A 22,441-nucleotide genomic window follows, 5' to 3' on the forward strand; every position below is an offset into this window, starting at 1 on the left:
TAAAATTTTTTTGAGTTTCATAATATGACTGAAATCACTGCAGAAGAAATCCAATCCGAAGAACAAAAAGGAAACAAGGTTTCTACTTCCATCTTCAAGAAGCGATGGAAAAAATTCAAAACCCTTAAGCGCGGTTATTATTCATTTTTAATAATAACATTTCTGTTCGCGCTCTCATTCATCCTTCCTATTTTTGCGGGAAGAGATGCACTGATGGTAAAATATAACGGAGATTATTACTTCCCTGTTTTTAAATTTCATTTAGGTTCTGACCTTGGTCAGACGAATATTCAGGGCGAAGCAAACTACAGATTATTAAAAGAGCAATTCAAAGCTGAAGATAAAGGCAACTGGGTATGGCTGCCTATATATCCCTACGGACCAAATGAAAATCTCCTCGATGAAATGACTGAAAACCCTCCTACCAAACCTGACGGTAAACACTGGGCCGGTACGGATAACAGAGGGCGTGATGTTTTTGTGCGGCTTGTATACGGATTCCGTATTGGTTTATCATTCTCATTAATTGTAACGGCATTCAGTTTCTTTATAGGTATAGTAGTCGGCGCAGTCAGCGGTTACTTTGGCGGCAAGACTGATATTGTGATTCAGAGATTCATTGAGATATGGTCAACACTTCCATTCTTATACGTTATTATTATAGTCAGCTCAATATTGCAGCCGAACTTCTTCCTGCTTATAATTATTCTTACTCTGTTCGGATGGATTGGTATGACTTACTACATCCGTGGAGAATTTTTAAGAGAAAAGGCAAGAGATTACGTATCTGCCGCAGTATCGATGGGCGCAAATAACAATAAGATTATGTTCAGGCACATTCTGCCTAACTCATTAACACCATTGATATCATACGCTCCGTTTACAATCGTTGCAAATATTTTCTCATTGGTATCGCTGGACTTTTTAGGATTCGGACTTCCGCCTCCCACACCAAGCTGGGGTGAGCTTATGGGTCAGGGACTTGAAAGCATAGAAAAATGGTGGCTTATCATGACTCCGTTACTTGCTATGTTCCTTACTCTTTTATGCATCACATTCATAGGAGAAGCAATAAGAGAAGCATTCGATCCGAAAGTATATTCAAGATTGAAATAATTTTTTTCAATCAGAATGGATTTAAAATATAAAGTAAATATTTTTTGGAGCGAGGACGATAACTCTTATATAGCAGAAATGCCTGAACTGGCAGGATGCATGTCGGATGGAAAAACTTACGAAGAAGCTTTAAAAAATATTGAAATAATTGCAGAGGAATGGATTGAAACTGCAGAAATGCAGGGAAGAAAAATTCCCCGTCCAAGACCTGCAAGAAACGTAAAAAATTTAACAAAAAAAGTTTAGCTTAATTTTAGTCAATAAATGGCAAATAAACTTGTAGAAGTAAAAGACCTCAAAACATATTTCTTCGTAGAAGCAACGGATAAAGCTATTAAAGCCGGAGACTTCAGCCACGATGCAAATCTTAATGAGCTTTACAGAAAAGATAAAAAGATGAAGGGCAAAGTAGCTGCGAAAGCAGTTGACGGAGTTTCATTTGATATATATGAAGGCGAAGTATTGGGAATTGTAGGTGAGTCAGGCTCGGGGAAATCCGTAACGGCTTATTCAATTTCCAGACTGATACCCGACCCTCCCGGAAAAATTGTCGCCGGTGAAATTAATTTCAAAGGAACGGACTTACTGAAGCTTACCTACGATGAAATGAAAAAATATCGCGGGAAAGAAATTGCTATGATATTTCAGGAGCCGATGACATCTCTTAATCCTGTTATGAAGATAGGCGACCAGATAATGGAAATTATTTTACAGCATGAAGACGTAACAAAAGAGCAGGCATTTAATAAAGGCGCTCAGATGCTTGAACTTGTCGGAATTGCTGCTCCGGAAAAAAGAATGAAAGATTACCCGCATCAGTTCAGCGGCGGTATGAGACAGAGAGTTATGATTGCAATGGCGCTTGCCTGTAACCCTTCCCTGCTGATTGCAGATGAACCAACCACTGCGCTTGATGTTACAATCCAGGCACAGATACTTGACCTTATGTTAAGACTGAAGAATGAAAGAAAAGAAGCAGCGATTTTATTAATCACTCACAACCTTGGAGTAGTTGCTGAAACATGTAACAGAGTAATTGTAATGTACGGAGGTAAAGTTCAGGAAGAAGCTGAAGTTCATCAGCTGTTTAAAAATCCTGCTCACCCATATACAAAAGGTTTGCTTTCATCACTGCCTGACCCTGATAATCCTCAGGAGCACTTGCAGGCAATTCCCGGAATCATCCCGCATATTCTTGAGCTTCCGAAGGGATGTAAGTTCTGCACTAGATGCACAGAGGTAATGGATATCTGCTGGCAGACAGAACCCGAGCTTAAAGAAATAAGACCCGGACAAAAAGTAAGATGTCATTTGTATTAATACAAAAATAAATACAAAAAATAATTTTTCATTTAACATGATTTAATGAAAGCTGAAAATATTCTTGAGATAAAAAATTTAAAAGTAAAATTCCCTATACACGGCGGCTTATTCCTTAAAAAAGTTGCCGAAGTAAAAGCTGTTGACGGTGTATCGCTTGAGCTTAAACGCGGAGAGACATTAGGACTTGTAGGAGAATCCGGCTGCGGAAAATCTACAATCGGAAAAGCTGTTATCAACATCCTGAAATTCTCCTCACCCGATGTTGAAATTGAAGGAGAAGTATGGCTAAGAACAGATAATGGTGAGATAGATTTACTGAAGCTGAACAGAAATGAAATGAGAGAATACCGCGGACTTATTCAGATGATTTTTCAAGACCCGTATTCTTCGCTCAACGCAAGAATGTCAGTCGGCCAGATAATTGAAGAACCGATGCTTTATCATACAAAAATGAATAAAGCAGAGAGAATGGAGAAAGTCGCATGGCTTATGGAGAAAGTCGGCTTACAGCCCGAGCAGTCCAAACGCTACCCTCACGAGTTTTCAGGCGGACAAAGACAGAGAATTGGTATTGCCCGCTCACTCGCTACCAACCCCAGAATTATTGTTGCTGATGAACCTGTATCTGCTCTTGACGTTTCTATTCAGGCGCAGGTAATTAATCTTATGCAGGAGCTGCAGTCAGAGTTCGACTTAAGTTTATTATTTGTTGCTCACGATTTATCAGTTGTTGAACACATCAGCTCACGTATAGCAGTTATGTATCTTGGCAGCATTGTTGAGATTGGAAACGGTAAAGATATTTATCATAACCCCGTTCATCCTTATAGCAAGGCATTGCTATCAGCTGTTCCATTGCCAAACCCCGATAGAAAGAAAAAAGAAAGAATAATTTTAAAGGGTGATGTTCCGAATCCTATCAATAAGCCGAGCGGCTGTTCATTCAGAACTCGCTGCCCAATTGCACATGCTGACTGCGCGCTGGCAGTTCCGCCGCTTGAATTAAAAAAAGAAGGTCATTACGCTGCCTGTCCTTACGTATCCTATGATACTGTGATTGCAGAGAGCGTAGAGAACAGAGCGTAAATATTTAGCATATTTTATATTAAAGAAGCCCGGAAAATTCCCGGGCTTTTTTGTTTGTAGTAACATTAACATTTTCCAATTCCGAACGTAGGAACATTTATGAAGCTTGCATATTATTCCACATTCCCTGATTACAGCGCGCAGAATTTTAATATGGAGCAGTATATACAGACATACAGGACTTCCAACGTAATAATTGATGCTGCAGCTTCCAGCATTCATTATCCTCCTCACGAATCTACTTTAACTATTAAAACGGTTTTCAAAGGCGAGGAACATTACAGAACGAAGAACTGCAGATACAGAGTTACGGAAAACAATTTTTTACTGCTGAATGCATTTAATGAATATGAAAGTAAAATTGAATCCGATATAACTGCTTATTCTTTTACTCATTCATTTTCAATATTTTTTCATCCTGCATTTGTAAGAGAAGCATTTGCAACGAACAAAATTTCACAGGGAAAATTATTAGAGAACAATATTCATGAAAGTTCTGATTCAAATTCGTTTGAGTTTATTCAAACATTATACAAGAAAGACAGCAGGATTTTGAAACTGTTAAAAAATATTCAAACTGCTCCAGCAAAATTATCCCAGAATCAAGATTATATTGATGAGCAAATTCATTTTTTATTTGATTATCTTTTGAAAACTCAAAACAAATTAAATACTGAAATAAGTAAAAGTCATCCTGTAAAAAAATCCACTAAACTGGAATTATTCCGGAGATTATATCTAGTCAAAGATTATATAGAATCCTGCTACAATGAAAATATAAAGTTATCACAGCTTGCTAAAACTGCCTGTATGTGTGAGCATCACACGTTGAGGGAATTCAGAAAGTATTTTAAAATAACTCCTCATCAATATCTCACACGAATAAGATTAGAGGAGTCAAGAAAATTACTCTCTCAAAATCAAAGAAGCATTTCAGAAATATCAACGTTAGTCGGGTTTGAGCATCACAGCTCTTTCAGCCAGCTTTTCACACAGAGATATAAAATTTCTCCCAGTGCTTACCGTAAAAATTCATTCCGAAAAAATCAATTTTGAGTAAATTTTAATTTCTGCCATTTTATACTTTTGTATAAGAATAAAACCAATTTTTATGCAAAAAATATTTTCATTTTTAGTTCTTTCTCTTTTTGTTTTTAATAAATGTTACTCTCAATCCGCATGGATTCAGCAATTAAGCGGCGTAGGAACTCAGACTCTTTTGGGAGTATCAATTACGGATATAAATACAGGTTATGTCTGCGGAGTTAACGGACTGATTTTGAAAACAACCAACGGAGGAACTAACTGGGTTACTGTACCCACCGGAACAACAAAGTTTATCCGTTCAATAAAATTTGTTAACGCAAATACAGGTTATGCCGCAGGAGAATCGGGGTTGATACTGAAAACAACTAACGGCGGAGCAAACTGGAGTGACCAGACAATCACTACGGCAAATGCATTTGTGAATATAAATTTTTACAATGAACTTACAGGAACTGCATGCGGACAAAACGGACTTGTCGCGAGCACAACTAACGGAGGAGCAAACTGGAATGTTCAGACAAGTAACGTTACGGTAGAATTAACGGAAGTATGTTATACTAATTCTGCAACTGCTTATGCTTCAGGCTTTGGAGGCACAATTTTAAGAACTACAAACAATGGAGTTAATTGGACTTCACAGGTTTCTACTGTCACAAATGACTTAAGGGCAGTTTATTTTACAAATGAAAGTACGGGAATAGTCACAGGTATAGGAGGAAAAATTTTAAGGACAACAAATTCAGGTTTAAACTGGACTTCAATTTCATCGGGAGCTATAAATGATTTATACTCCGTATTTTTTTCAAATGAGAATACAGGCACTGCAGTAGGAACAGGAAAAGTACTAAGAACTACAGACGGCGGACTAACTTGGCTGAGTCAGCCGATAAACTATGTTAACGATTTATACAGTGTATGTTTTGCTAATGAAACTACTGGGTGGGCCGTCGGTCAGCAGGGCGCAATATTCAAAACTATTAGAGGCGGCGTTGGAATAAGGCAGGTATCGGGAACTGTTCCTGAAAAATTTGCTTTGCTACAGAATTATCCAAATCCATTTAATCCCACAACTAAAATAAAATTTAATATAGCAGCAAATGGTATTACAAAGATTACCATAGTTGATATAAATGGCAGAGAAGTAGAAGTAATAAATGATAAAATAATAACAAGAGGGCAATACGAATTTACATGGAATGCATTACATCTTCCCGCCGGAATATATTTTTGCAGATTGGAAAATGAAAATTTTAATCAGACACTTAAAATGATTTTATTAAAGTAAAATGTTATCTTTGTAAATGAAGAAATTATTTGTTTTTATTTTGTGTGTATCACTTCCCTCTTATATTTTCCCATGCACAACTTTTTTTATTAATGATGGAGATACAAAGATATTCGGAAGGAATTACGATTTTCAAATAGGTAAAGGATTATTAATTCTAAATAAAAACGGACTGGCCAAAGAATCTCCGAAAGATAAAAATGGCAACTCGATAAAGTGGAACTCCGAATTTGGCAGCGTTACTTTTAATCAATTCGGAAGAGAGTATCCCATGGGAGGAATGAATGAGGCAGGACTTGTGATAGAACTTATGTGGATGGATGGAACAGAATATCCCGAACCGGATTCCCGTCCCGCAGTAAATACACTTTTATGGATTCAATATCAGCTGGATAATTTTTCTTCTGTACAAGAAGTGATAGATTCTGATTCGAAAATAAGAATCAGCAAAAGCAGTGTCCCAATTCATTATTTGATAGCAGATAAAAACGGAAACTCAGCTACAATAGAGTTTATCGGGGGGAAAATGGTTTACCATATGAACTCAGATTTAAAGTTTAAAGTACTGGCAAATGATTTTTATAGTTCATCCCTTGATTATATAGGTAAGTATAAAGATTTCGGCGGTAATGAAGAATTGGTTTCGAATCAATCTTCGCTAAACAGATTTGCAAGAACATGTAAACTGATAAAATCTTACAACAGTAAAGTAAATCAGAATCCTGTGGACTTTTCATTCGATGTATTGGATAAAATCTCACAGCAAGGATGGACTCAATGGAGTATTATTTACGATTTATCAAATTCAAAAATATATTTCAGAACCAAAGAATCTTCCAAAATTAAAAATATTGAATTTAAAGATTTAGATTTTAGCTGCACGAGCAATGCGAAGATTTTTGATTTAAGTTCTGATATTGAAGGAAATATTAACACAGCATTAAGTGATTATTCAGCTTCAATTAATTATGATTTAGTAAAATACTCTTTTACTAATGTAGATTTTCTTAAAGGAACGTCAGAAGAAACCATCAAATCTTTTTCATTATATCCCGAATCTTTTCATTGCTCTAAATAATTTACAATAATTTTTTATAAATTTTAGTTTAATGAATTGTATTTCCGCCGTTGAATTTTTATTTTGCAATGCGAAGGGGAATTAGCTCAGCTGGTAGAGCGCTTGCATGGCATGCAAGAGGTCAGCGGTTCGACCCCGCTATTCTCCACGAATATAAAAGCCCGATAAATTAAATACTTATCGGGCTTCTTCTTTTTAAAGACGCTCACTTGTCAGCAGTTTGTCAGCAGTTTGTCAGCAGTTGAGAACACTTTTCAAACACTTTCATTTTTTTTGATTCAATTTATTACGCAAATCTTCAGTAATTACATCGGTATAAAACTCTTTTGTAGTCTCAATATCATCGTGCCCTAACAGGTTTGCGACATCCTGAATATGTAATGTTTTTGCATATAGAGTAGCAAATGTTTTTCTAAAAGTTCTCAAAGTATACTTATGTTTATCTAAAATACCAAGCTTGAGTTTTATTCTTCGGAATTTTCTTCCAACTCTCGCAACAGAATAACCGGGGAATAAATATTCCTCCTTACTTTTTGAAACAACCTCCTTCATTTCTATGAATAAAAATTCTTTTAATTCATCATATAATGGAAATTTTATTTCGTTACTGACTTTTGACATTCGAACCAATATTGAATTCTTATCGAAATCTAAATCACCTACTTTCAAATTCAACAAATCAATTGGTCTAATAGCAGTGAAGCCAAGCATCTTTAAAATACAATAAAAAGTATAATCTCTTCGAAGCGATTCTTCAAGTAGTGCATACAACATTTCCTTTGGAAAAGTGGTAATGGCTTTTCTTGCTCTCTTTGGTAAATCTTTTGTTCTTATCGGTGTTTTTAAAATATAGTCTTCATCAACTAGATAATTGAAGAAAGCTTTTAAATAATTCAAATAAGTTATGAGAGTAGCATTACTAACTATATTCATATGAAGTTTAATATATCTGATAATGTGTTCAGGGGTAACTTCCTTAGGAGAAAAGTCTCCTGGAACAATATCTTGAAATCTTGCCATTGCATACTCAAATACTTCTTGGTGAGACTTCGACCTAATTGAAAGCTTGATTCGATATTTTTCAATATGCTCAGATATTGTTAGTTGTTCCTTATTTTCATCGAGATATCCTGCAGATTGCTCATAGCTACGTTCTTTGATTTCAGTTTTTTTGATTTCGACTTCTTTTTCGATATCAGCCTTTATTTTTTCTACTTTTTTAAGATTTCTGGAAGTTATCTTTAATTGGGTGTTTATAGTTTTTCTTTTATTACCTACCCAAAAATCTATAAAGTAAAATCCCCTCTTCTTGTATAGAGAAGCCATATTATTTTAACTCCTTTTGTGTTTTCTAATTATGTTTTTAAGGTTGCTTTTAATTGAAGAAGTCTCATAAGACTTTACAATACTGCGTTTGTCTCTCAAAGTTTTACTAGAACGGTTGATAAAACTTCGTAGCTTTATTAAAGGTATCTTTCTTCTATTGTTCACTTGTATAAACTCTATTTCACCTCTCTCAATAAGCTCGACAACTGCTTGGTATCTGATTCCAAGAAGTCTTCTAGCTTCATTGATCGATAATAAACGCATATCCTCAGTCGAATTAGTTAAGTGAGAAAAATTATGAACAATATTTTGCGGGTATGTTATTGACAATTTCCTTCTATAATATTATACCATTGTTTAGGGTATATCAATTTTTTTATAAAATTACAGGTCCAAGATCTTTGTACAAACAAACAATGTTTTCTTTTACGCCATAGCCTATGTATGACTTATAAATCCCTATGCTTTTTTTATAGTTTAGAAAAATTAAAATATTTAAAAAAATTTACTTTCAGTTGTTATTTCCTTGAACGCTTAAATTTTTTCACCTTCAAGTGATTTCATTGCTTCTTCAAGTTCATAAACGTCCGAAGCGAAGGAGGTTAAAACATTATTTATTTCACCACTTTTTTCTTCTTCTGTTAAAGAAATTTTCGTTAAGTGAGTTGATATCTCCATTGATATATAATGAAGTAGTTTTATATTTATTGTATAGCTTCCCTTTGAGTTTTCAGGTAATCTTTTTTGAAATTCATCATGCTTTCGATAAAGAATTATTGACGAATCGCGTATAACCGAGCGGAGTGGTTCTCCTTGTATATTTTTTACCGGTTCCTGTTTATCATCAATGAAAAACTTTAAGGTAGCATTTAATAATGATTCTTCTGAATTCGAAGATGGAAACTTAACTGTTACTTTCTTATTTCGTAACCTGGGGTTATGTTGCTTGTTCTTACCTTTTATTGTAATTCGCTTTTGCTGTTTTTGAACAGATGACTTATTGCTTGAAAGAACGTTATAACCATTGATGGTATATACAGTTGTACCCCTTATCTCTCCATCCGGATTTACTCCGGCTACTTTACTCTCGAAGTATTTTTGCAACACATTATTCACTTTATCTTCGAGATTTTTTAATTTAGTCGAATGATTTAAACTGGTCTTTTTTTTAATATACTCTTCGATATCACTCTCAATATCAATTAATTTATTAAAAAGTGCTTTAGTGTATTTACCAGTTTGAAAATCCTTTCGAGTTGAATTTGGTATAAGTACATCCGTTACATCAATATAACCTGTTACTCTAGACCATATTGCAGATTTTTTTAATGTTCTGAACTGATCTACTTTTGAAACCTCGATTACTCTTCTTCCTTTAAACACGAAAAAAGGTTCTCTGTAAAAATCCGTGTCCTTAGAAGCTATCAGGAATACTTTTACAGGTGTTTTACTAATATCGAAGTACCTTTTTGTTTTTTGCTTCTTTGAGAGAGTCTCATATAATGTTGCTATCTCTCTTATAAATGGGTCCTTACAGTAAAGGGAATAATTGAATGGTTTGCATACTAGTGTTTTATTCCCTTCACATAAAGTTATTTTTATGTTACTCCTGTTAAGTAATGCGTCAAAATGTTTTTCAATGGCGGACTGTAATATTTCTAATTCAATGTCATCGTATGAATTATGTAAAAATCCCGAAAGAGTAATTGTTGTGCCGCTGGAACAATCATCTACAGTAGCCAGGATTTTATCGATTGAAAATTCAGGGACCGCCTTTTTGAGAGTCCTTAAAAATCTTCTTATTTATATCAAAACTGTAGTAGTAATTTGACTTTTCAGTTTTCGTTTTAACTTTCAGATTATTACAAATAGAAAAAAAGGAGAACATTCCGCTGCCATACATCCCATTTGTCTTGGGATCGTTGCGCTTGTCCGATTTGAAAATTACAAAAGGTTTATTAAAATCTTTTTTAAACCCGGAGCAATTATCCTGAATTGTAATATTTCCACTTCTGGACTTTAACTTCGTTTTACTAATTCGTATTTCGATCGGCTTTGAATAAGAATTTGAGGCATGATCGAAATAATCTTCCGCTGAATCGAGAGAATTATCGATAAATTCTAATATCGGTCGATTTAGATCAGGATTATTTAAAGATTCCTGTAATATTGAAGTAGGAGAGTATATTATTTTTTGGTTTATAGTACTCATATATTCATTATAAAATAAATCAGGAGGGTAATAATCCCTCCTGATGATTTGCATGGCGAGATTAGTTTTTTATTCTTCTTCCACGCTTAGTAGGTTGTTGAGATTGATCTGAATTTGAAGTTTCCACATTCTGATTTTCATCTTTGGTGTCATTCAAATTTTCAGTATTTGTGTTTGAGCTTCCTTTCTTAGGCTCAATTTTATTTTTGTATTTAGATTTGAATCCGTCTGTTTCATCAATAATACCGCACCTGATAGCAGAGGTTGAAGAGATTTCTTCTGCGCTCAAAATTTTCTCTAGGATTTTTTTGGGTTTCCCTGTTAATTCGGATAATGCATCATAAACGGCTTGATCTTTTGAATCCAAGTCATCTAGTTTTGCATCCTTATCATAAGGCTCCCCATCAGTGCATCTGAATTTTGCACCTGGCTTTGCTTTTCTGTGACCCGGCTCTCCAATGGCAGCAAGTATTGTACCTGCTGTATCCATTTCCCCATCTGCATGAGTTCTTATTGCAATGTTGGAGCAATGTAAATCTTGAGCTATTTTCAAAGCGATTTCAGTATCACCTTTAGCTGATTGTATTTCTAGCAATAGCTCTTTATCTGAAGATTTATCGTTTTCGATTTCTTCTTTGGCTTTCTTTGTTTTTATTGACAAAGCCTCATCAATTGTGTTCATAATTATTTTTTCCATAATTATTTTTTTGATTTATTAAAAAATTCCTTGCAAATGGCAAGGTTAGAAATTTTCGAAACATCTTTTGAAAATTTCTATAATAAAAATGCTTAGAAAATTTATGAATTTCAAAGAAAGCTATCCTTACTTTTTTTGAAAAGTTAATATATTGAAAATAAGTAAGTTGGTAGAATAAATTTGTAAAAAAATTGAATTAAGCCGAAATGGATTTTAATAAAGTTGAGAAATGGAAATGCAGTGAGGTGTGTTTTGTTAAGAGAATTAATCCAAAATTAGGTAGCTATCTGTAGATGCGGTATCAAGAAGAGTTTCTAAAATTACATAAATATTTGTATCTTTTCGTTTTGTTTTTTTATTTTTTTTAAAAGATATAATTGACCTTGTTACATCAATTTCACCATAATTTTCTATCAAATTATTATATGCTTTCTTTAATTCATTTATGCTATAACTGCCACCCGAATTTCTAAAAAAAATCATCCTAATGTAATTAAACATTAATGTTTCATCAAATTTAAAATATCCTTTTCCTAAAGCATATTTAAAAAAATAAATTAAATGACTTATTTTAGCCCGCCATCTGATTTTGAACTCCTGATTCAAAGTTTTATTTTTAGTCGGAATTTTATCTATCACAAAAAAATTACTAATGGGAAAATTTTCATCTACAAAATTAATAATTTCTTTTTGGCATAAAGAATCAAATAATTTTACTAGTTTGGTTTCACTTTTTGTCCAAATTATTTTGGGAAGTTTAGATCTCGGTCGCCAAACGGGAATGCTAATAAAAGGTGGAAACTCCTTTTCATCATCAATTTTTATATAATTGCATTTCATTGTTCGATGTTTAAATTGGACTTTCTCAAAATTAAATGCTTTTTAAAAAAATTAGTACTCAAATATTAAATCGCAGGAAAATAAATTATCATTAAAATAATCTAAATTTCCTACGATTTCTATATATGATTAGCGCTCTTTTACGAATTCAAATACTTTTTCATATATCGTAAAAGGATAAATTCTATTTGTAACATAATACAACCAGGTTGGGCGCGACTCCCATGTAAAATGATTTCCCTTATCACCAACGAATTCATAGTCCTTAGGTGTGAATATTTTTTTGTTAGTTTCATTAAATGAAACCAGTTCTCTGAATTCTATAAATGAAAATGACTGAAACTTCTGTTCTCGATTAGTGTAGTCAATACAAGGTTTTGCATAAACATATTTAATCCAAACTTCAATTATATTTTCTGTAGTACCGCTCCTTGAGTTTTCAGTATATCGGTTAATTCCTTCTGAATCGTAGTAAATGGTTACATTATGATGATTAGCTGTACCCACATATATCCACCTATCACTTTGCCCAGCAGCAGAAGAATATATAACAAATAAAAGGGGTAGAAAAAGAAGACATTTCTTTAATATTTGCATAATTTTTCCTTTAAGGTTTCTGCAATCGATAAAGGCTGAATATCCTCCATTTTTGATTTGTCATAAGAGTGCGAATATTCCGACTTCCATTTTGATTCTTTTGCATTGTATACTATTGTTTCAAGGATATCATATTTATTTTCAACACAGTCTATTCTGTAGAGATAAAACGATAGATTAACACTCTTTGAGCTTTCATTGTATTCCTGAACCCAAGCTCCTAATGTATTATCTTGATAAATAAATTTTGCAATAGATTTTGTATCATATCCAATTTCTTTTATTTTATCACCTTCTCGGTATTCTTTTATTATCTCCATTCTGTCGTTTGAAGTAATATCCACCCACGAATTTCCCATTATAAAAAAATTATCATCATCTGGCGAGGTATTATTTTTATTCCTCATTGTAATGCACCCATCAAATATCATTAACGGTATTAAAAGAATTAATAAATGTAAAACTAATTTTGATTTAATCATATTGTTAAAGTTTATTTACATAATTTTTTAAAAAGTTCTTCATAAACGGTTTCAGGCTTTATAGATTCTGTAATGTGTTCTGAACTTATAGTTTCCTGATCTCCTGTTCTATAAAGGTAAATCAATTTTACCCTCACAAATTCTTTTTCAACACAGCTTATATATATCTCCATTAGTCTCGATTCCACTTTTTTACTTTTAAATTCCATAGGCGTGCTTGCATTTTCAACTTTTATCCAGACATGATAAAAATTCTCTTCCTCGTTTTTTGTAATAGTTTGAGAATCGTAATAATAGAAATCGTTGCCTGTTGTAACTGAGAATAAAGTCCATCGGTCTGTTTGGGCTGTTGTATAATTCGAATAACACACAACGAAGGCAAACATAAATAAAACTAGAATTTTCTTTTTATAATTAGCTTTCATAAATATTTTTTAAATTTGAAAATATCTCGTCAATAACATTCATATCTGTATAATTTCCATTTAGCAGAATCATCTCTTCTAAAGTAAAGTATTGCAGTAGATTTTTTGTAAGCCACACCTTTAAACTGTATTTCTTTACTATACTGGTTAACTGTGTAATTATGGAAACTAAAAAAACTGTTTTGCAAATATGGAAAAGCTACAGAAGGATCTTCATAAGCTTTATTAACTTGGTTATTTATTGTGACTGTAGTTTCAATTCTACTTTCACAATACAATCCAAATCCCTCATAACTATGTATTCCATTTGAAACAAATTCACTGGCAAAATTTTCAAAATCCTTATTTACCATTGAACCCGAACAAGCAGAGAATAGACAAAATAAAACAATAGATGTAAAAAATATTTTTTTCATAACAATTTTAATTTATCGAGAAGATATTTTCTCAGTAATATTATACCGGATTTTTGACATTTAAAGAATTGCATCATACTTATAAAGCTTCCATTCTCCATCTGAATTCTCCCTAAAGTATATACTTATTTTATATTCCCCATCTGATAATTCTATTCTATTCTTTTTTATCTTAAATTTTTTGAACTCGAAGAAGTATTTCAAATAATTATATGCTGTTGTGGGTTTTTCTTTAGTGGGATTTCCTTGGTCATTTGTAGTGCTAACTTTACTTTCGCAGTATGCTTCAAATCCAGATAGGCTACTAGTTCCATTATCAATGAAATCATTAGCAAATTCTTTAAATGTTTGAGTTTGAGCTTGAAGAGATGAAAAGATAAATGAATAGACAATAACAATTAGTAAAACAGAAAATGTTTTTTTCATAGGAGTAAGATTAGGTTTATAAAACAAAAAAGGGGCGACCTTATATGTCGCTACCCATCAGGCACTGGTATGCCCACAAGCTAGCTAATATAAAGCACACCCCATATTGAGGCGTGACCTTATACTTCGTTCAGCTTGTTTAAAATTACCAGTTTTGATGGGCGAACTCAGTTAAAGTTACGTTAAACTTTATATGTGAATTTCTTTTTTACTCGATAGTTAAAATTATTTGAATCAATGTAACAATCTGAATATTATTTTTGTAGGTAATTTTGCTTTACCCTAAATTTAGGAACCATTTAATAATGACCAACTGTTGCGGGAGTTTTGTCCAGGATTGTGGACAAAATTATCAAGCACTTGAACTAAAAAATATCTTGCTAATTAGAACGATTTTACTCTATTTTCCACCTTCAGGTTTTTTTATTTTTTAAAGCTCAAAAATGCTAATTCTGTTTAGTATAAGATGTTTTTAAAAATAATTCAGAGATAATCACCTAATATACCAGTAAATATGCTTAGAATGATAACTAAGGTATATAATAAAGGAGAATAATAGTAATAAACAATATAGATCTTACATACCTATTACCTAGATATAAGAAGTAACAGCGCAATTGAAGTAAGACTGAACAAACAAAGGCGATATTTTTTATTTTCAAAATCTTCCAATTCCATTCTTTAGTAAATAATTAGTACTTAATAAATAATGCCTACTTAAAATACAGGTTTAAAGCCATTCTGAGCCTCGATCTGATTTAGGCAGGTAGGATATAGAGTCTTATTCTTAAATCTTGTCTTATATGTAAATCTAAAGCCATTTAATATTAAATCTACACAGGTTCTGAGATGTAATTTCTTACTTCACCAATTTTTGCAATAATTATAGTCGTAATTAAATAGTAAACTTCCAGGTTGGATTTAAGAAGGATTTAAGTTGGTAAATATATTTACGTATCCCGCCCATCCATAAAAAAATGTCCATGATCTTGGACAAAAACCGTGGACGCTAGAAAATCATTTCTTCTCAATTATCGGTAAGTTGCCAAATTTCCCTTTGTAAACTTCCTCCATTTTCATTCTTAGCTCATCTTCATATTGTTCGTCTATAACAAATGAATCATGTATGCATAAGACTAGAATGCCGCGTTTTGCAAAGGACATTAATATTTCATGCGCCATATTAGAATCATGATTTGTCAGTTCATGGCATTTCTCGGTAAATAAGTCTTCTTCTATCTGCTTGTTGTGGGCAATTAATTCATCAACCATTTGCAGTCTGGTTTTAAATTTGTTATCACCAACAGTATTAAATAAATCTTCATCATCCCTTATCTTATCTCCAAAAGCATTAATTGCGCCATTCTTATCCTTAGCATTAATCATAACCAGAAATAATCTTTTATATGCGCTTCTTTGATCTTTTGTAAGATTTGCTCTTACTTCATATGGATCAAAATTTGAAGGTAGTTTAATTTGTCTCAAATCATATAGCATTTTTGGATGTAATGATTTATAGTCAAGCTCGATAGTTGGTTTCCCATTGATATACAACTCTGCTCGAAGCTCATTTCTCAGTGTACTTTCCAATCCCCATTAAAACCGGCCCGCGATGGTTGGTTTATCATTATATATTCTTACCATATAAGTTGTTTTTAAATTAATCTTATACTCGGAATTTATAGGTATAAGTTTATTTACATCCTCAATGGCAAAATCTTGAATGGTACTCTTGTATGCATTGAACAAGCTTGCTGGTAGCTTCTCAAAAGATATTTTTGTGGATTCTCTTAAATCGTTATATAATTCCATATCTTTGTGAAGCTTTTCTTTGAACAAATATGGTTTATATTTTACGTCTACTTTCTCACCGTTTTTTTCTTTCCTCAAAATTATGAATGTTTTGGGTCTTTGTACCTCAACAGTTTTATACTCCAAATGAGAAATTAGGTTGAACATCTTTTCAGTAGCAAAATATCCCGTTCTTAGTCTGTTTAATATGGCAGGTCTTTCAGTTACATATCCATTTGTCTTCAGAGCATCTAGAGTTTTAGTTACAATTGTATAGGTTTGGTAATCAGGTATGTTCTCTCCAGGCACGCCATTGTAAAAAGTCTGTGCTCTTGAAATCAGCAAGGGATTATTATTGCGTGAAGATATTTTAAGATTTATCATCAGATTTACAATGAACTCAGTTTTTTCTTTTGTTAATCTATTTCCCAGGTTTAAAGATCTTCGCAGCCAATCGGCAGTTCGGATAATCTCTGAGTCTTTTGTCCATAATCTAAAATTATGAAACTTGTCTTTTCCTATAAATCCACTCATATGCAAAATTAATTGTTTTCAATAAAAAAGAGCGGGCACTTTTGTATGCCCACCCTGTTAGTTAGTTGTCAGCTGAATTTGAAGTTAAATGTTTCTTCGTATCTGTTCCATTCGCTGATGTACTTATCATTGACTACTGTAATTTTGTAACATTCATTCGGGTATCTGTCGTCATCCTTTACTATCATTATCAGTCCGAGCTTTATCAGTTCACGGAATGACTTTTTAGTTGTGTTCCGGCTGAGATTGGCGAGTTTGCTTACACCAAGCAGGTTGATCTCAAAAGCATCAGACACAATCGTATCCTTTTTATATTCCATGCATCTTTGCTTCAAATATCCATACAGCCATTTAGTAAAATAACTTTTGACCTTCATGGTGTCAAAGCTTGGGTGGAACTGCGTATCGCACAGTTTCATGAACTCTTCCATTCGATCTGCTCTATTCTTAGTCAGCTTCATTAAAGTACCTCCTTGTATTTGTCAAAGAAATCGTAGTACTCAACTTCATACGGTTCCTCGCTGCTGAGCATCCTGTTTAGTTTATTTCTTTCTTTTAAATCTCTTGAAATGTCGTCACCGAACTGGTGGGCTTTGATCATTTCTTTTTCCAGCTGATCAAATTCCTTTTTTGAGATTTCATAGTAGACTGGTCCTAGAGACTCGTCTTTGAGAATTTCCATTCTCATTTTAAAGAACTTTAATTTTTTTCTCGTTTTCATTAGTCAATATAATTTTAATTATCGGAGGAAACCTCTTCATGAGCATTTAATAGTATTTGACAATTTAACCAACAAGTTTATGGATCCAAAAATACTGACCCTCTGTGAATGTCAAAAACTGTTAAATCCCAGTAAATACTTGCTAAACAAAATTAACGTTTGACACTTGTCGTTCAAAATATGTCGTTGTTACTGACCATCAGTCACCGTGAGGTAAATAAAAATTTTGGAATGAGGTTTTTGGGAGGTATTCAAAAATAATTTAAATATGAAGTTTGTTCGAGGTTATTAACCGGCCGAGGAGTTACTTGGCTCGCGCGAGGGACTGGCTAGTTTATAAATGTTGTATTTTGTTGTTGGTCAAATTGATACTGACCATTAATAAAAAAATTATATCAAGTGATGAATAGGGATCCTAATTTAGGATAGAAATGAATTACAGATAGCTGTGCCTTAATGGATCTAGATAAGATAGTAAAGGAAACTACAATTTATAAATACTTTTCTCCAATTCTTTTTTTCTATCTCTCCATTCAGGCAACATTGAATTTAATAGATTATAAAATCGGCGATCATGATTACGGTAAAGTAAGTGACATAGTTCATGAATTATCACATAGTCTATACACCGAGTAGGCATTTTAATAAGTAATTGATTGAGAATTAATTTATCCTTTGTATTACAGCTACCCCATCTGGTATGCATTAACTTAACAGAAAGTCTGGGCTTAGACAAAACTAATTTACTAAACATTTGAAAATTAATTTCCAGCCGTTCGTTGAATTTTTTCTTAGAAGATGTTTCATACCAATTCTTAATTAGAACATTTACAACCTTTGAGTTTGTTTTGTATTTAGTAAATACATTGATAATGTTTCCATTCAAGCGGACATCTTCTAAATTAGACTTGTTTACTTTGAGTCTACAATGTCTTCCCAGATAATAATAAGATTCTCCACTTATAAATTTCCGAGATGGAAATTTAGGTAACAGTGATTCGTAATAGTCTAAACTTTTAATTATCCATGATATTTTTTTCTGAACAATCTTATGGATTTTTTCAAGTGAAGATTTCGGGGGCGCATAAACTTTCACGCATTGCTCTGGGGTGACAATTATTCCAAGAGTTTTGCGGTTTTTAAATTCAACCGTGTACTCAATTTTCTTGCTTCCAAATTGCAACGAAAAATTTAGATCATTATTGGAAGCCATCTCAGTATCTATGTTTTGCAATTTCGATAGATTTTTCTATTATCTCATCTTGTTCATTTATTGAAAGACCTATTTGATACTTATCATTCACCGCATATAAATAATCATCAATATCTTGGCGCATTTTATTCTTTACAATATTATTGTCATGCCAATCAACAACGACATTATTCTTAATTATTTTGTCAATTTGAATTGCACATTCAGCAGACAATTGACTAACTTCAATTCCGTCTGATTCAAATTTTTCAAACACTTCAACGCATATTCCATAGAAGGCCTTAGCAATATCCCTGCCATCAAGTATTTCAGGCAACTCATCACCAACTCTATTTAACACAGAATTCATCAAGTCCTTGACTCTGGATAAATATTCTGCATCAGTTATTCTTTTTTGTCTAAATTCCTCTATCACTTCTTGAAGTAATTGAGAAAATTTCTTATAAAAGGCAGGATCCTCTTCCATCTTTTCACTTATTGCCTTTTGTGTCCTTGAAGCTATCATATCTGCCTTGTATGCTGTACCTGTAACTTTTTCCACTTCTTCTTGAAATCTATCAGTTTCAAAAATATTCACAGACTCAGTTATTTGAATTACTTCATTAGATGTTATATGTGTATCTATCAATCTTTGAATTTGAGCTTCATATTGTTTGTAATCAATTTTGTCCGAATATCTTTTTTGAACCGATGCTCTTAGGCTTAAAAACATCTTGGCATCATTCCTATACAAATTAATATTTTCAGTTGATGTCTTTTCAATGAACGAAAGATTTGAAAGGGCTATCTTCAGAGTTTTAGCAAATTTTGTTAATCGTCCATAAAATTTTTCTCTTATAAAATCATCGGCAAGATACTGCTCGTATTCTTCTAAATCTTTTTTATTCTTAATTGTCTTAAAAATATCCCAGACCTGTGAATGCAGCTCCGGTAATTTTTCAATCTCTACATTTATACTGATAAGAGTATTTTCTAAATCATCCTCTTCAAATCCTGCAAGTGCTTTATACTCTGAAAGAGCTAAATCTAAATTTCCTAAGATTCCATAATAATCGATAATATAGCCGAAGTCCTTTCCTTCGTACAATCTATTCACTCTTGCAATAGCTTGGAGAAGCTTATGGTCTTTTAAATTCTTAGCAATATATAAAACAACATTTCTTGGAGCATCAAATCCCGTCAAAAGCTTATCTACAACTATGATAATTTCAGGTTTCTCATCCTTCTTAAAAGCGTTAATAATTTGTTCGTTATATTTTTTTTCATCGCCAAATCTACTCATCATGTTTTTCCAGAATGATTTAACTTTATCATCAGGCTCATTATCAATATCTTCATATCCTTCTCTGTCGTCTGGTGGCGAAATTAAAACTTCACTGCTGACAATACCAATTTCATCAAGATATTTTTTATATTTCATAGCAGCATTTTTTGACGATGTTGCTAGCTGCCCCTTAAATGCTGTTCCTTGCCATTCATTTCTGAAATGAATACTTATGTCCCACGCGATTCTATATATTTTTTGATCTGCTTCGTTTATATGGTCAGCAGAAGCAAATTTCTTTTTTAAATCTGCTTTTAGTTCATCAGTTAAAGATTTACAAACTAAATCAAAATATGTATCAATTGGCTTTTGATCTACCTCCTGAACAATGTGTCTCCCTTCATAAAGCAATGGCACAACAGCTTTATCTTCTACTGCTTTATCTATAGTGTATGTTGGCTGTATCAGTCCTCCAAACTTTCCAATGGTATCTCTCTCATTCCTTTTTATTGGAGTTCCCGTGAATCCTATAAAACATCCGTTTGGAAGAACTTTCATCATTTGTGTATTACTAAATCCATACTGACTTCTATGAGCTTCATCTATAAGTACAAATATTTCAGATGAAGGATTTGAAAATTCTCTTATGTTTCCGGCGGCTTCAAATTTATCAATTATAGTCGTAATAATATCCTTCGTATCATCATTGATAAGATTCATTAAATGTCTGCCGGATTTTGCTTTTATAAGTTTTTTTCCGCAATTCTTGAACGTTTTATATATCTGGTCATCTAAGTCAACTCTATCTGTAACCAGAATAATTCTTGGTTCTAAAATTGTTTTCTCAAGAGCTATCGCTTTAGCAAGCATAACCATTGTAATAGACTTTCCGCTTCCCTGCGTATGCCATACAATTCCACCTCTTCTTTTACCATTCTCTTTAAATCTTATTCTTTGAATTAAATTCTCAACTGTAAAGAATTGCTGATATCTTGCAATTTTCTTTTCTCCGCTATCGAATATGATAAACTTAAAAATTATATCCAGTAGTCTGTCGGGACGGCAAAGACTATATAATAATCTGTCCTGCTCATTAATCATTACTTCTTCCGATTCAAACGAATCAAAATAATCCTTAGAATATTTATAGGAAGATGAGTACAATTTATTTTTATTCTCTTCTGAAAGCTTTCTATTTTTAATCTCTGAAACTAAATTTTCATAATTATCTTTCTCATCCTCATTTCTAAAATGCTCTTTCCACTTTGCCCAGAATTCCTTTGATGTGCCGGTAGTTGCATACTTTCCTTCATTTGTAGAGAAGGCAAAAAGTATCTGTGAATACGCATAAAGTTTTTGAATGCCGTCTTCATGCTGATTCCTTAAGTTCTGTGATATTGCTTCATTTAAAGAATCTTTTATATCAGGTCTTTTACATTCCATTACTACTAAAGGAATACCATTAATAAATAATACTATATCCGGGCGATATGTTTTCTCGCCGCCTTCTCTTTGAACGTCAAATTCATCCGTTACATGAAAAACATTATTCTCAATATTTTCCCAGTCAATATACTTTATGTCAAAACTTTTTCTGTCCCCTTCAATAATTTGTTCAAAGCTTTTTCCCAAAGTAAGAAGGTCATAAATATTTTCGTTAGTTCTTATTAGCCCATCTTTTAATGGAAAGTTTTTTAAAGCATCTACAGCCCCTATAATATTACTCTCGCTGAAAAGGTATTCATTACCTTTGTGACTAATTCTATTAATTTTCCTTAACTGCTCGGTAAGGATTTCATCTAATATCACATTTGAACATTTATTAAAACGCAGCTTACGCGCCTGCGCAGGACTGATATACTCATAACCTAGATTAATAAGAAACTTTAATGCAGGTATCTGCGATACGGGCTCTTCCTTAAATGATAATACTTCGGTCATATAATTATTTTTTATCTAAATTATTCCATATTGTAATAAAACTATCGGCTTCTCCCATAATTAATGGCATAAAATCAATTCTTCTTTTATCGCGGTAGTGAATTCTAGAATTTGTGATATCTAGCACGCAAAATTTACTTTTCTCGCGAAGCATTGAAGATAATTCGTTTTCCATAAAACAAATAATCGAGTTCACTTTATCTTTTTCAATCTTATCTTTTTTAAAATATAGCTTCACAATGTGTGGCTCGCCTTTAATTATTAAACCGAGTTCTGGATTTAATTTCATATTTAGCTCTTTATAACTCCAGTTTTTCTTAGGAACGTCAAAAGATTCAAATTTCTTTTTCCCCATAAATTTTTTGTACCCATTTAAAACAGCCGTATAATTATCTTTTTTCTTTTTATCTGTAACAGTTGCCACTATTTTATCTAATTCACCAGTATCTTTTGAATTTTTTTGATTTTGTATAATTCCATCACGTATTCTTTTATAGAAATCAGTTTTAGGATCGTATTTACCCCTTTCACGAATTTGTTTTACTTTAGTCAGTCTTTTACCGCCAGATAGCGCAATAAAATCTACAAAGTCCGTCAATGAAATTTTCATACAGTTTTATT

The 22,441-nt window shown here is 32.8% G+C and carries 24 protein-coding genes and 1 tRNA gene; 8 read left to right on the plus strand and 17 right to left on the minus strand.

Annotated features, from left to right (window positions below):
* Positions 1–24: 24 nt before the first annotated feature.
* The 8 genes from JST55_16260 to JST55_16295 all read left to right on the plus strand — a co-directional run bounded on the left by JST55_16260 (position 25) and on the right by JST55_16295 (position 7,083).
* Positions 25–1,116 (plus strand): ABC transporter permease subunit, encoded by a 1,092-nt coding sequence (locus JST55_16260; protein MBS1495061.1) that lies wholly within the window; start codon positions 25–27, stop codon positions 1,114–1,116.
* 15 nt (positions 1,117–1,131) lie between these two features.
* Positions 1,132–1,362, plus strand: a complete 231-nt coding sequence (locus JST55_16265; GenBank protein ID MBS1495062.1) for a type II toxin-antitoxin system HicB family antitoxin — start codon at positions 1,132–1,134, stop codon at positions 1,360–1,362.
* A 150-nt stretch (positions 1,363–1,512) separates the two neighbouring features.
* Positions 1,513–2,436: an ABC transporter ATP-binding protein gene (locus tag JST55_16270; GenBank protein MBS1495063.1), complete on the plus strand. Its 924-nt coding sequence runs from the start codon at positions 1,513–1,515 to the stop codon at positions 2,434–2,436.
* A 45-nt stretch (positions 2,437–2,481) separates the two neighbouring features.
* On the plus strand, positions 2,482–3,525 hold the full coding sequence (locus tag JST55_16275) for an ATP-binding cassette domain-containing protein (protein ID MBS1495064.1): 1,044 nt from the start codon (positions 2,482–2,484) through the stop codon (positions 3,523–3,525).
* Positions 3,526–3,624: 99 nt separating this feature from the next.
* Positions 3,625–4,581: a helix-turn-helix transcriptional regulator gene (locus JST55_16280; protein ID MBS1495065.1), complete on the plus strand. Its 957-nt coding sequence runs from the start codon at positions 3,625–3,627 to the stop codon at positions 4,579–4,581.
* 55 nt (positions 4,582–4,636) lie between these two features.
* Positions 4,637–5,857 (plus strand): T9SS type A sorting domain-containing protein, encoded by a 1,221-nt coding sequence (locus JST55_16285; protein MBS1495066.1) that lies wholly within the window; start codon positions 4,637–4,639, stop codon positions 5,855–5,857.
* A gap of 16 nt (positions 5,858–5,873) precedes the next feature.
* Positions 5,874–6,935, plus strand: a complete 1,062-nt coding sequence (locus JST55_16290) for a linear amide C-N hydrolase (protein ID MBS1495067.1) — start codon at positions 5,874–5,876, stop codon at positions 6,933–6,935.
* Between the two features lie 75 nt (positions 6,936–7,010).
* Positions 7,011–7,083, plus strand: a tRNA-Ala gene (locus JST55_16295).
* A gap of 116 nt (positions 7,084–7,199) precedes the next feature.
* On the opposite strand, the gene JST55_16300 is transcribed toward JST55_16295, so the two are convergent.
* From JST55_16300 to JST55_16380, 17 genes are all read right to left on the minus strand, one after another.
* Positions 7,200–8,261 (minus strand): tyrosine-type recombinase/integrase, encoded by a 1,062-nt coding sequence (locus JST55_16300; protein MBS1495068.1) that lies wholly within the window; start codon positions 8,259–8,261, stop codon positions 7,200–7,202.
* 534 nt (positions 8,262–8,795) lie between these two features.
* On the minus strand, positions 8,796–9,644 hold the full coding sequence (locus tag JST55_16305; protein ID MBS1495069.1) for a hypothetical protein: 849 nt from the start codon (positions 9,642–9,644) through the stop codon (positions 8,796–8,798).
* 379 nt (positions 9,645–10,023) lie between these two features.
* Positions 10,024–10,473 carry an ATP-binding protein gene (locus JST55_16310; protein ID MBS1495070.1) on the minus strand — a complete coding sequence of 150 codons (450 nt, stop codon included), beginning with the start codon at positions 10,471–10,473 and terminating at the stop codon, positions 10,024–10,026.
* Positions 10,474–10,534: 61 nt separating this feature from the next.
* On the minus strand, positions 10,535–11,170 hold the full coding sequence (locus tag JST55_16315) for an ATP-dependent Clp protease proteolytic subunit (protein MBS1495071.1): 636 nt from the start codon (positions 11,168–11,170) through the stop codon (positions 10,535–10,537).
* 264 nt (positions 11,171–11,434) lie between these two features.
* Positions 11,435–12,010: a hypothetical protein gene (locus JST55_16320; GenBank protein MBS1495072.1), complete on the minus strand. Its 576-nt coding sequence runs from the start codon at positions 12,008–12,010 to the stop codon at positions 11,435–11,437.
* 129 nt (positions 12,011–12,139) lie between these two features.
* Positions 12,140–12,607, minus strand: coding sequence for a hypothetical protein (locus JST55_16325; protein MBS1495073.1), 468 nt, complete (start codon positions 12,605–12,607; stop codon positions 12,140–12,142).
* Complete coding sequence (locus JST55_16330) at positions 12,595–13,089, minus strand: hypothetical protein (GenBank protein ID MBS1495074.1); 495 nt, start codon at positions 13,087–13,089, stop codon at positions 12,595–12,597. The genes JST55_16325 and JST55_16330 overlap by 13 nt, the downstream gene beginning before the upstream one ends.
* Positions 13,090–13,100: 11 nt before the next feature.
* The gene (locus JST55_16335; GenBank protein ID MBS1495075.1) at positions 13,101–13,514 is read right to left on the minus strand and encodes a hypothetical protein; all 414 of its coding nucleotides are present in this window, start codon (positions 13,512–13,514) and stop codon (positions 13,101–13,103) included.
* Positions 13,515–13,543: 29 nt separating this feature from the next.
* Positions 13,544–13,930: a hypothetical protein gene (locus JST55_16340; GenBank protein MBS1495076.1), complete on the minus strand. Its 387-nt coding sequence runs from the start codon at positions 13,928–13,930 to the stop codon at positions 13,544–13,546.
* 60 nt (positions 13,931–13,990) lie between these two features.
* Positions 13,991–14,356 (minus strand): hypothetical protein, encoded by a 366-nt coding sequence (locus JST55_16345; GenBank protein ID MBS1495077.1) that lies wholly within the window; start codon positions 14,354–14,356, stop codon positions 13,991–13,993.
* Positions 14,357–15,373: 1,017 nt separating this feature from the next.
* Positions 15,374–15,946 carry a hypothetical protein gene (locus tag JST55_16350; GenBank protein MBS1495078.1) on the minus strand — a complete coding sequence of 191 codons (573 nt, stop codon included), beginning with the start codon at positions 15,944–15,946 and terminating at the stop codon, positions 15,374–15,376.
* 6 nt (positions 15,947–15,952) lie between these two features.
* Positions 15,953–16,681 (minus strand): hypothetical protein, encoded by a 729-nt coding sequence (locus JST55_16355; GenBank protein ID MBS1495079.1) that lies wholly within the window; start codon positions 16,679–16,681, stop codon positions 15,953–15,955.
* A 68-nt stretch (positions 16,682–16,749) separates the two neighbouring features.
* A complete protein-coding gene (locus JST55_16360; protein ID MBS1495080.1) occupies positions 16,750–17,142 on the minus strand; it encodes a hypothetical protein in 393 nt (130 codons plus the stop codon).
* Positions 17,142–17,402 (minus strand): hypothetical protein, encoded by a 261-nt coding sequence (locus tag JST55_16365; protein MBS1495081.1) that lies wholly within the window; start codon positions 17,400–17,402, stop codon positions 17,142–17,144. The genes JST55_16360 and JST55_16365 overlap by 1 nt, the downstream gene beginning before the upstream one ends.
* Before the next feature lie 484 nt (positions 17,403–17,886).
* Positions 17,887–18,636, minus strand: coding sequence for a M48 family metallopeptidase (locus tag JST55_16370; protein MBS1495082.1), 750 nt, complete (start codon positions 18,634–18,636; stop codon positions 17,887–17,889).
* The gene (locus tag JST55_16375) at positions 18,617–21,820 is read right to left on the minus strand and encodes a type I restriction endonuclease subunit R (protein ID MBS1495083.1); all 3,204 of its coding nucleotides are present in this window, start codon (positions 21,818–21,820) and stop codon (positions 18,617–18,619) included. Before JST55_16375 ends, JST55_16370 begins: the two co-directional genes overlap by 20 nt.
* Positions 21,821–21,824: 4 nt before the next feature.
* Positions 21,825–22,430, minus strand: a complete 606-nt coding sequence (locus JST55_16380; protein MBS1495084.1) for a hypothetical protein — start codon at positions 22,428–22,430, stop codon at positions 21,825–21,827.
* Between the last annotated feature and the right edge of the window lie 11 nt (positions 22,431–22,441).

The sequence above is a fragment of the Bacteroidota bacterium genome (genome assembly GCA_018266835.1).
Taxonomy (GTDB): domain Bacteria; phylum Bacteroidota; class Ignavibacteria; order Tepidaquicellales; family Tepidaquicellaceae; genus JAFDZO01.

What these genes read in the sequence shown, in the direction of transcription:
- JST55_16345 (MBS1495077.1), bottom strand. Translation starts at nt 14,356, where the DNA reads ATGAAAAAAACATTTTCTGTTTTACTAATTGTTATTGTCTATTCATTT.
- JST55_16360 (MBS1495080.1), bottom strand. Translation starts at nt 17,142, where the DNA reads ATGAAGCTGACTAAGAATAGAGCAGATCGAATGGAAGAGTTCATGAAA.
- JST55_16340 (MBS1495076.1), bottom strand. Translation starts at nt 13,930, where the DNA reads ATGAAAAAAATATTTTTTACATCTATTGTTTTATTTTGTCTATTCTCT.
- JST55_16325 (MBS1495073.1), bottom strand. Translation starts at nt 12,607, where the DNA reads ATGCAAATATTAAAGAAATGTCTTCTTTTTCTACCCCTTTTATTTGTT.
- JST55_16300 (MBS1495068.1), bottom strand. Translation starts at nt 8,261, where the DNA reads ATGGCTTCTCTATACAAGAAGAGGGGATTTTACTTTATAGATTTTTGG.
- JST55_16335 (MBS1495075.1), bottom strand. Translation starts at nt 13,514, where the DNA reads ATGAAAGCTAATTATAAAAAGAAAATTCTAGTTTTATTTATGTTTGCC.
- JST55_16280 (MBS1495065.1), top strand. Translation starts at nt 3,625, where the DNA reads ATGAAGCTTGCATATTATTCCACATTCCCTGATTACAGCGCGCAGAAT.
- JST55_16265 (MBS1495062.1), top strand. Translation starts at nt 1,132, where the DNA reads ATGGATTTAAAATATAAAGTAAATATTTTTTGGAGCGAGGACGATAAC.
- JST55_16315 (MBS1495071.1), bottom strand. Translation starts at nt 11,170, where the DNA reads ATGGAAAAAATAATTATGAACACAATTGATGAGGCTTTGTCAATAAAA.
- JST55_16375 (MBS1495083.1), bottom strand. Translation starts at nt 21,820, where the DNA reads ATGACCGAAGTATTATCATTTAAGGAAGAGCCCGTATCGCAGATACCT.
- JST55_16270 (MBS1495063.1), top strand. Translation starts at nt 1,513, where the DNA reads ATGAAGGGCAAAGTAGCTGCGAAAGCAGTTGACGGAGTTTCATTTGAT.
- JST55_16310 (MBS1495070.1), bottom strand. Translation starts at nt 10,473, where the DNA reads ATGAGTACTATAAACCAAAAAATAATATACTCTCCTACTTCAATATTA.
- JST55_16365 (MBS1495081.1), bottom strand. Translation starts at nt 17,402, where the DNA reads ATGAAAACGAGAAAAAAATTAAAGTTCTTTAAAATGAGAATGGAAATT.
- JST55_16285 (MBS1495066.1), top strand. Translation starts at nt 4,637, where the DNA reads ATGCAAAAAATATTTTCATTTTTAGTTCTTTCTCTTTTTGTTTTTAAT.
- JST55_16330 (MBS1495074.1), bottom strand. Translation starts at nt 13,089, where the DNA reads ATGATTAAATCAAAATTAGTTTTACATTTATTAATTCTTTTAATACCG.
- JST55_16290 (MBS1495067.1), top strand. Translation starts at nt 5,874, where the DNA reads ATGAAGAAATTATTTGTTTTTATTTTGTGTGTATCACTTCCCTCTTAT.
- JST55_16355 (MBS1495079.1), bottom strand. Translation starts at nt 16,681, where the DNA reads ATGAGTGGATTTATAGGAAAAGACAAGTTTCATAATTTTAGATTATGG.
- JST55_16380 (MBS1495084.1), bottom strand. Translation starts at nt 22,430, where the DNA reads ATGAAAATTTCATTGACGGACTTTGTAGATTTTATTGCGCTATCTGGC.
- JST55_16320 (MBS1495072.1), bottom strand. Translation starts at nt 12,010, where the DNA reads ATGAAATGCAATTATATAAAAATTGATGATGAAAAGGAGTTTCCACCT.
- JST55_16260 (MBS1495061.1), top strand. Translation starts at nt 25, where the DNA reads ATGACTGAAATCACTGCAGAAGAAATCCAATCCGAAGAACAAAAAGGA.
- JST55_16275 (MBS1495064.1), top strand. Translation starts at nt 2,482, where the DNA reads ATGAAAGCTGAAAATATTCTTGAGATAAAAAATTTAAAAGTAAAATTC.